The organism is Streptomyces sp. NPDC054863, from assembly GCF_053610825.1.
This window is the reverse complement of the sequence record NZ_JBSGZD010000334.1, coordinates 1-8,254: the sequence shown is the minus strand read 5'-3', so window position 1 is coordinate 8,254 and position 8,254 is coordinate 1. Positions and strand designations below refer to the sequence as shown.

10 protein-coding genes are annotated in these 8,254 nt (G+C 72.7%); 2 read left to right on the top strand and 8 right to left on the bottom strand.

What is annotated here, in order from left to right; genetic code table 11:
- Window positions 1–60: 60 nt before the first annotated feature.
- From ACWGIG_RS34140 to ACWGIG_RS34105, 8 genes are all read right to left on the bottom strand, one after another.
- Entirely contained in the window at window positions 61–444 is a 384-nt protein-coding gene (locus ACWGIG_RS34140) for an ATP-binding protein (RefSeq protein ID WP_453325575.1), read from the bottom strand.
- A 67-nt stretch (window positions 445–511) separates the two neighbouring features.
- Window positions 512–871, bottom strand: coding sequence for an STAS domain-containing protein (locus tag ACWGIG_RS34135; RefSeq protein WP_453325574.1), 360 nt, complete (start codon window positions 869–871; stop codon window positions 512–514).
- Window positions 868–2,151 (bottom strand): PP2C family protein-serine/threonine phosphatase, encoded by a 1,284-nt coding sequence (locus ACWGIG_RS34130; RefSeq protein WP_453325573.1) that lies wholly within the window; start codon window positions 2,149–2,151, stop codon window positions 868–870. Before ACWGIG_RS34130 ends, ACWGIG_RS34135 begins: the two co-directional genes overlap by 4 nt.
- Window positions 2,148–3,227: a SpoIIE family protein phosphatase gene (locus ACWGIG_RS34125; RefSeq protein ID WP_453325572.1), complete on the bottom strand. Its 1,080-nt coding sequence runs from the start codon at window positions 3,225–3,227 to the stop codon at window positions 2,148–2,150. The genes ACWGIG_RS34130 and ACWGIG_RS34125 overlap by 4 nt, the downstream gene beginning before the upstream one ends.
- On the bottom strand, window positions 3,227–3,631 hold the full coding sequence (locus ACWGIG_RS34120; protein ID WP_453325576.1) for an ATP-binding protein: 405 nt from the start codon (window positions 3,629–3,631) through the stop codon (window positions 3,227–3,229). The genes ACWGIG_RS34125 and ACWGIG_RS34120 overlap by 1 nt, the downstream gene beginning before the upstream one ends.
- 43 nt (window positions 3,632–3,674) lie before the next feature.
- Entirely contained in the window at window positions 3,675–4,094 is a 420-nt protein-coding gene (locus ACWGIG_RS34115) for an STAS domain-containing protein (RefSeq protein ID WP_453325571.1), read from the bottom strand.
- Window positions 4,091–4,972 (bottom strand): STAS domain-containing protein, encoded by an 882-nt coding sequence (locus ACWGIG_RS34110; RefSeq protein WP_453325570.1) that lies wholly within the window; start codon window positions 4,970–4,972, stop codon window positions 4,091–4,093. The genes ACWGIG_RS34115 and ACWGIG_RS34110 overlap by 4 nt, the downstream gene beginning before the upstream one ends.
- A gap of 144 nt (window positions 4,973–5,116) precedes the next feature.
- Window positions 5,117–6,094 carry a GDSL-type esterase/lipase family protein gene (locus tag ACWGIG_RS34105; RefSeq protein WP_453325569.1) on the bottom strand — a complete coding sequence of 326 codons (978 nt, stop codon included), beginning with the start codon at window positions 6,092–6,094 and terminating at the stop codon, window positions 5,117–5,119.
- 430 nt (window positions 6,095–6,524) lie between these two features.
- On the opposite strand from ACWGIG_RS34105, the gene ACWGIG_RS34100 reads away from it, so the two are divergent.
- Together ACWGIG_RS34100 and ACWGIG_RS34095 are read left to right on the top strand one after the other, a co-directional pair.
- Window positions 6,525–8,006 carry an amino acid permease gene (locus tag ACWGIG_RS34100; RefSeq protein ID WP_453325568.1) on the top strand — a complete coding sequence of 494 codons (1,482 nt, stop codon included), beginning with the start codon at window positions 6,525–6,527 and terminating at the stop codon, window positions 8,004–8,006.
- 18 nt (window positions 8,007–8,024) lie between these two features.
- Window positions 8,025–8,254: Lrp/AsnC family transcriptional regulator (locus tag ACWGIG_RS34095; RefSeq protein WP_453325567.1), on the top strand; the 230-nt coding region annotated here is incomplete at its 3' end.

The window sequence follows — 8,254 nt, the reverse complement described above, 5'->3', positions numbered from 1 at the left end:
GCCCTGATGAGGTCGGCCCGGCCCCGTACGTACGGCAGCGCAGGCTCAGGCGGCGCAGTCTCAGCAGGTGCGCTGCGCCGGGTGCAGCCACGTCGCACGGACCCGCTTCCCGTCCGGCAGCGGGCGCACCTCCACATGGCCCGCCAGCCGCTGCACCATGTGCCAGCCGAAGCCCCCGCTGCCGGAGAAATCGGGCTCCCGGGGCACCGGCGGGTCCGGGCTGGAGTCGTCGATCTCGACCACCAGCTGCCCCTGCCCGGTGCGCAGCCGCAGCCGCCACCACCCCGAGGTGTGCCGTACGGCATTGGTGACGAGCTCGCCGACCACCAGCAGCACCGCGTCGAAATCGGCCCAGGTGCAGTGCTGGGCCAGAAACGCCGCAGCGGCCTCCCGGGCCGTCGCGCTGTCGCCGTGCGCCCCTTGCGGTGAACCCAGGACAACCACGGGCGGCTCCTCAGTCATCAACCGCTCGCATACCCCGGCTCGGCCCGCTCACCGCCTTCACCGGCACTCAGTTGGAGATGTCCCCGGCGAACGCCGCCGCCGGGTTCGGATAGGAGCGGAACACCTCGTCCAGGCCGGTGATCCGGAAGATCCTGTCCGCCATCGGGGACACCCCGCTGACCACGGCCTCCGCCCCCGCGGCCAGTGCCACCTTCCGCGCGACGATCAGCATCGTGACGCCGCTGGAGTCGAAGAAGGTCAGCCCGGAGAGGTCGAGCACGAGCAGTTGTCCCGGCGCGAGGGCGAGCCGGGCGATCGTGGTGCGCAGCCGGGGCGTGTTGTCGAAGTCCAGGTCGCCGTGGACGGCGAGCACCACCCCGGCGTCCCGCTGCTGCACGGAGACGGTCAGTTCACGGTCAGGGCTCATGCGCTGTCCTCGCGTGTTCGGCGTACGGTCAGGGCCACGGTGTCGTCGGGATGCAGGATGACGGTGTGCATGTCGGCGGCGATCGCGCCCGGGATCTCCTCTATCGGCAGGTGCCGGTGGCGCAGGGCCGTCTCCAGGAGCCGCTGCTCGCCCTCCCGGGGGTCCCGTCTGCTCTCGGTCAGCCCGTCGGTGTACAGCACCAGCAGGTCGCCGGGGGCCAGCGTGTCGTACCGCAGGGTCTCGCTGCCCGGCAGCGGGTAGCCGATGCCCCGGCCGCGCACTTCAAGGAACTCCGCGCGGCCGTCCTCGCGCACCACCAGGGCGGGCGGATGGCTGCCGTTCGCCAGCTTCAGGGCGCCGCCCGCGGGGTCGATCCTGGCCAGCAGTACGGTCGCCATCAGCTCGCGGTCGAAGGGCAGCAGGAGCTCGTCGGTGCGCGCCACGATCGACTGCAGCGGATGCCCCTCCAGGGCCAGCGTCCGTACGGCGTGGGTGACGTCGAGCGCGCTGCGGGTGCTGGTGACGCCGTGCCCCAGCGCGTCCACCAGCGTGATGTGCACCCGTCCGTCCGGCAGCAGGAACCAGTCGTAGAGGTCGCCGCCGGTCGGGGCGTCCGTACCGGCGGGCGCGTAGTGCACCGCCATCTCAAGACCGGGCACCCGCACGGGCGAGGGGCGCAGCGCGTCCTCCAGCTCGCGCAGCATCTGGCCGTGCGCGCGCCGCAACTGCTCGTCGCGCTCCTCCAGTTGTACGTAGAGGGCGAGCACACCGCTGTTGGTCTCGGCCAGTTCGTGCTTGAGCCGCTTGTGGTCCTCGGCGAGGGCGTCGGCCCGCGCGACGGCGGCGCCCAGTTCCTCCTCAAGGAGGTCCGCGAGACCGGGCACCTGCCCGTTGCCGTTGCCGTTGCCGTTGTGGGGCTCCTGTGCCGGTGCCGCCAAGTCGCCCTGTTCGTACGGTGGTTGGGGAATCCGCCACACCGCAGCCGCCCCCGGCATCCGCTCGGCGGGCAGCGGGAGGCCCTTCAGCGACGGCGGGCGCGGCGCCAGCGGGGTGCGCAGCCGCACCGTCAGGACGGGGTGCCCGCCGTCCGCCGGGTCGCTCTCCCGGCAGGCGTGCAGGGTGACCGACCGGCCCGCGCCCAGCTCCCCGGCCGCCACCCGCGTCACGGCGAGGGCGAGGCGGGCCCGCTGCTCGACGGGCAGCCGCAGCTGGTGGGCGAGCCGGCGCAGGGTGGTGCGCAGCCCGGGCAGGGAGTGGTGGGTGGTGCTGTGGGGGATCATGCGTCTCTTTCCGGTGGTGCGACCGGCGCACCGGTCGCGAGCACCGTGGCGTCGTCGCGGCTGCGCCGGAAGTCGTGGGCGAGCGAGGCGACCAGCAGCGGCGGCGGCAGCCGCAGCAGGAACGGCGACGGCTCGTGCGTCCAGTGCGGGTCGATGCCGTCGCTGTGCAGCACCAGCGTCGACCCCTGCGGTACGGAGATCCGCCGGACCAGGGGGAGCGGCATGTTCCAGCCGACCACCCCCGGCTGCCCCGACAGCCGGGACCGCACCCCGTCGAAGCCGATGACCTGCACCCGTACGTTGCCCACCGAACAGTGGTCGGCGTCCCCGTCGGGCCGCAGCCGCAGCAGCCCCACGGCCGCACCCCGGGTGTGCCGCAGCGCCCGGTGCATCGCCGTCATGACGGTGGGCAGCGGCAGGCCGGGGCCGCGGCGGAACGCCCGCAGCGCCGCCTCGGCGGCCTCCGCCGCCGGCGGTCCGTGCCCGAGACCGTCCACCACGACGACGGTGCGCCGCCCGTCGTCGGCGTCGGCGACCGCCCAGCCGTCCCCGCAGCTGTGCTCGCTCTCCAGCGGCAGGCAGAGCGCCGCCAGGTCCGGACCCGTAGCCGCGGGCGCGCCGGGTGCGGCGACCCTGGCGCAGATCAGGGTGCCCGCGCCCGGCCTCGTACGAAGGGTGAACTCGGAGGCGATGCGGCGGACCGCGCCGAGCCCCGCGCCGAGGGTGGCGGTGGTGGTCCAGCCGTCGGTGAGGGCGGCGTCGAGATCGGGGATGCCGGGGCCCCGGTCGGACGCCAGGATCTCCACGCCCGGGCGCAGCGGCATGGGCTGTACGAAAACCGAGCCCTCGTGCGCGTGCTTGGCGATGTTGCCGGCCAGCTCGCTCGCGAGGACCGCGGCCCGGTCCGGCAGCGCCCCCGGCAGACCGCTGTCGAGCGCGATCCGCCGGGCCGTGGTCGCCGCCAGGTGGACGGCGCTGTAGTGGTCGATCCGGATGCGGACGGAGACGGGCGAGGGCGGCCCCGGGCCGTCCGGTGCGGGGTGCGGCCCGTCCTGTGCGGGCAGTGGCGCGGCCATCAGCGCCCGCTCCAGCGGGTGGCGACGACGGTGGTGCCTCCGCCCGCGGTGCTGTGCACCGAGAACTCGTGCATCAGCCGCCGGGCCCCGCCCAGACCGTGTCCGAGCCCGGCCCCGGTCGTGTACCCGTCCGTCAGCGCCGCCTCCAGGTCCGGGATGCCGGGCCCGTCGTCGCGCACGGTCAGCCGCAGCCCGCGCCCGCCGCCCTGCTCCACCTGCTCCACGGCGAGGCTGCCGCCACCGCCGTGGATGTAGGCGTTGCGTGCCAGCTCGCTCGCCGCCGTGACGACCCGGGTCTGGTCGACCAGCCCGAAGCCCGCCTCGACGGTGGCCGCCCGTACCGCATGACGGACCGTCAGCAGGTCCTCCTCGGTGACGACGGCGTACGTCGCGGGACCGGCCAGGTCCGCCGGGTGCGGGGCGAACTCGGCGCCCCTGGTGACCTGTTCATCGTAGAGAGTCACGAGGGGCCTCCCCAGAAGGCTGGGGCATCCGCTGCCAGCCCAGTGCGACCAGGCCCTGTTCCGCGTTGAGGGCCGCCTCCACGCCGGTCAGCCGCAGGCCGAGTTCGACCAGGGTGATCGCCACGGCGGGCCGCATGCCCGCCACGATCACCCGGGCTCCCAACAGCCTTGCCGTGGTGGTGAGTTCCATCAGGGTGCGGGCCACGAACGAGTCGATGATCTCCAGCCGGGAGATGTCGATCAGGACGCCGCGTGCCGCGTCGCTGACGATCCGCGTCGTGAGCTCGTCGGTGAAGGCCACCGCCGACTTGTCGTCGAGCTCGTTCAGCAGCCCGGTGACCAGGACGTCGCCGAGCCGCAGGATGGGCACCCCGCCCGGCTGCGGGAGCTGCGGCGTACTCACGGACCCGCCGGTGCGGGGCTGTCGGAGACCGAGGGGCGGCCGGTGAGGCGCACCGCGGCGGCCAGCGCGTCGGCGAGCGTCGCCCGGGTCAGGATCGTGGACAGGTCGATGCCGAGCTGGGCGATGGTCTGCGCGATCGGCGGCCGGATGCCGGAGATGACGCAGTCCGCGCCCATCAGCCGCACCGCGTTCACCGTGTGCATCAGATGCTGCGCGACGGCGGTGTCCACGGCCGGGACGCCGGTGATGTCGATGATGGCGACCCTGGCCTCGTGGTCCTGGATGCCCTGCAGCAGGTTCTCCATCACCACCTGGGTGCGGGCGGTGTCCAGCGTGCCGATGAGCGGCACCGCGAGGACGTGGTCCCACAGCCGTACGACCGGCGTGGACAGCTCCATCAGCTGGTGCGACTGGCGCTGGATGATCTCCTCGCGCCCCTCCACGTACGTCTCGAAGGACAGCGCGCCCGCCGCGTCGAGGAGCCGGTTCACCAGCACCGCGGCCTCGAACAGTTCGCGCGAGTCCGAGGTGGTGTGCTGCACGGCTTCGAGCAGCGCCTCCTTGAGGGAGAGCACCGCGAGGGACGTGGCCGTCGGGGTCGCGCCCGCACGGGCCCGCCGCAGCGAAAGCTCCATGACCGTCCTGCGGAGATCGTGCTGGGACGTCACCAGCCGTTCCACGGGCACGTCGCCCGCGAGCCCGGTGCCGAGGGCGGAGATCAGCAGATCCGCCTCCTCGCGCAGCTCGCGCTCGCTCATCGTGCTGCCCAGGGTCGACTGCTCCAGCTGAAGCCGGACCCAGCGATCCGCGATCTCCTGCTCACGTGCGCGCAGGGCGTCCAGAAGACGGCCCCGCACGCTTGTCTCGCCGGTACTCAACCCACACCTCTCGCCGTTGGCATCGTCTGCCGGGGTGCCAGCCCGCCGGGCTGCCGGCAGTCCAGAACCGTGCAGCCCACGAGGCCCCGGTTACCCCACGCGTCGCCGGACATGCGCCCCGGAGGTGCTTGTGCGGGTCACGGATCAGGGGTGTGCGTGCCGGAGCAGTTCGTCCAGGGCCGTGGCCACCGCCTCCGCGAGCGCGGCGTGTCCCGCGTCGTTGGGGTGGAGCCCGTCCGCGAGGTGCTCGGGGCCGAGCAGGCCGTGCCCCGGCAGCAGCGCGAGCCGGGCGTCCCCGGCCGCCATCTCCTCCCGTACGACGTCCTCCAGCGCCTCGCGCAGTGCGGCAAGCGTCGCCCCCAGGGGGTTCGGGGCGTGCTCGGCCCCGGGGCGCAGCACCGGCGAAAGCACAAGGAGAGGGGTGTGCGGATGTCCGTGGCGTACGAGCGCGAGGAAGGCGCGCACCGTTTCGCGCAGCAGGGGAGCGGTGAACGGCGTCCGGCCCCAGCAGTTGGTGCCGAAGGCGAGGGTGACGGCGTCCGCGGAGAGGGCGGCGAGCTGCTGCGCGGTGGCCAGTTCGCCGCGCGCGGCGCCCGCGTAACCGAGGTTCACGGTGTCCAGGCCGAGCCGCCGGCCGGCCGCGGCGGGCCAGGCGTGCGCGGGCCGGGTCGACCACCAGCCCTCGGTGATCGAATCGCCGTGCACCAGCCAGCGCGGGCGCGGCCCGGCGGGCTCGATGCGCCCGCCCACGGTGCGTACGCCCAGGAAGTGCGGCGACTGCGACTCGGGCGGGTACACCGTGAACGGGCCCTGAAGGGGCGGGAGTTCGAGACGTATCACGGATTCGTCGGCGGGCTCCGCGAGTACCTCCGTCAGCTGCCGGCCGCCCTCCCAGAGCCCGAACGCGTGCGGGACCGTGCCCGCTTCGGCGCGGTAGCGCAGCTCCACGGCGCCCGCTCCGTACGCGACGAACTCCAGCCGCACGCCGACCGGCACCTCCGCGCGCTCGGTGACGTCCCACGGCAGCCGGTCCAGGTCGCCCGGGTCCGCCCGCACGGGGAGCCCGTCCGCGTCGCGCCATGCCACTCCGCGCAGAAAGGGCCCGGGATCCAGCCAGGTCATCGGTGCGTCCCCCTCGTCCGTGCGGCTGCTCCGGTGGTGCAGCGGTCCCGGTGGTGCAGTGTCCCGGTGGTGCAGTGTCCCGGTTGTGCAGCAGTTGTGCAGGTGGTCCCCGACACCCTGCCCCGTCCCGGCACAGGACATGAGCGGGATCTCCGCACGGCTGCCCCTGCGTACCGGACAAAAGGGAAATCGAAAACTGGGGCGCAACAAACCGCCATCACCGGGCGTTGCGCGCAATGATCGTCCGCCGATGCGCAAGGTTGCTGCATTACGTGTGGGAACTTCCGCCTCATAGGCTTCACCGCTGTACGTGGAGTGGCGGGATCGCCTGCTCGGCGGTCTCCCGGGCTTTCGGCTGCTTCGCCGTGCCCGCGGAAGTCTCCGCCGCGGTCGCCGCCGCCCGATGAGGCAGCCAGAAGGAGCCACCCCCGTGTTGGATCAAGGCGCAGCGCCCCCCGTTGCCCCACCGCCCGCCTCCGGAGCCCCCGGTTCTCGGCTGATGCGCCGCAAGCCGGTGGAGCTGCTGGTCAGCGAGGGGGGCCAGGGCGAGGGAGGATCGCTGCGGCGCTCCCTCTCGATGTGGCAACTGACGATGATCAGCATCGGTGCCACGCTCGGCACCGGCATCTTCGTCGTCCTCGGCGAAGCCGTTCCCAAGGCGGGGCCCGCCGTCACGATCTCCTTCGTGATCGCCGGTCTCACCGCTCTCTTCTCGGCCCTCTCGTACGCCGAACTCGCGGGCACCATCCCGGTCGCCGGGTCCTCCTACTCGTATGCGTACGCAACGATGGGTGAACTGGTCGCCTGGGTCTGCGGCTGGTGCCTGGTCCTGGAGTACGGCGTCTCGGTGGCGGCGGTGGCCGTCGGCTGGGGCGAGTACCTCAACGAACTCCTCGACGGGACGCTCGGGTTCACCATCCCGGACGCACTGTCCGCCCCGCCCGGCGACGGCGGGATATTCAACCTCCCCGCGCTCATCGTGGTGCTCCTCGCGATGGTCTTCCTGCTCGGCGGAGCGCGTGAGTCCGCCCGCGCCAACACCATCATGGTCACGGTGAAGATCGGCGCCCTGCTGCTCTTCTGCGTCATCGGCTTCCTCGGCTTCAAGTCCGGCAACTACGCCGACTTCATGCCGCTCGGCATGGCGGGCGTCAGCGCCGCCGGCGCCACCCTCTTCTTCTCGTACATCGGCTTCGACGCCGCCTCCACGGCCGGCGAGGAGGCGAAGAACCCGCAGCGCGACCTGCCGCGCGCGATCATGCTCTCGCTGATCATCGTCACCGCCCTGTACGTCCTCGTCGCGGCCGTCGCCGTCGGCGCGCGCGACTGGAAGGGCTTCGAGGGCTCCGAGGCCGCACTCGCCGGGATCATGAAGGACGTCACCGGACAGGCCTTCTGGGGCACGCTGCTCGCCGCGGGCGCCGTCATCGCCATCGCGAGCGTCGTCCTGACCGTGCTGTACGGGCAGACCCGCGTGCTCTTCGCGATGTCCCGCGACGGCCTGGTGCCGAAGGTCTTCGGCAAGGTCAGCCCGCGCACCGGCACGCCCCGCGCGAACACGATCATCGTGTCGCTGTTCTGCGGCATCCTCGCCTCCGCGATCCCGCTCGGCCAGCTCGCCGACGCGACCAGCATCGGCACGCTCTTCGCGTTCGGCCTGGTCAACATCGCGGTCGTCATCCTGCGCTGGACACGCCCGGACATGAACCGGGCTTTCCGGGTGCCGCTCGGCCCGGTCTTCCCGATCCTGGGCTTCGTCTTCTGCGTCTACAACATGTTCGGCCTCGGGACCGTCACCTGGGTGGTCTTCGGAATCTGGATGGCCGTCGGTCTCGTGTTCTACTTCGGGTACGGCATCCGTCACTCCCGGCTGGCGAAGGGCGCGCCGGAGCAGACTCCCGCAGACGCGTAGAAATGTGATCCACCCGCAGTGCGACTCAACGATCTCGACGAGCGAATCGTCCATGCCCTGGCAGCGGACGCCCGCCGCTCCTACGCCGACATCGGCTCCCTGGTCGGCCTGTCCGCCCCGGCGGTGAAGCGCCGGGTCGACCGGCTGCGCGCGGAAGGCGCCATCACCGGGTTCACCGTACGGGTGGACCCGGCGGCGCTGGGCTGGGAGACCGAGGGGTTCATCGAGATCTACTGCCGCCGCAACAC

Bases quoted from the DNA above. Each gene is read 5' to 3' on its own strand.
- ACWGIG_RS34135 (WP_453325574.1), bottom strand. From the start codon at position 871: ATGAGCCCTGACCGTGAACTGACCGTCTCCGTGCAGCAGCGGGACGCC.
- ACWGIG_RS34125 (WP_453325572.1), bottom strand. From the start codon at position 3,227: ATGGCCGCGCCACTGCCCGCACAGGACGGGCCGCACCCCGCACCGGAC.
- ACWGIG_RS34130 (WP_453325573.1), bottom strand. From the start codon at position 2,151: ATGATCCCCCACAGCACCACCCACCACTCCCTGCCCGGGCTGCGCACC.
- ACWGIG_RS34105 (WP_453325569.1), bottom strand. From the start codon at position 6,094: ATGACCTGGCTGGATCCCGGGCCCTTTCTGCGCGGAGTGGCATGGCGC.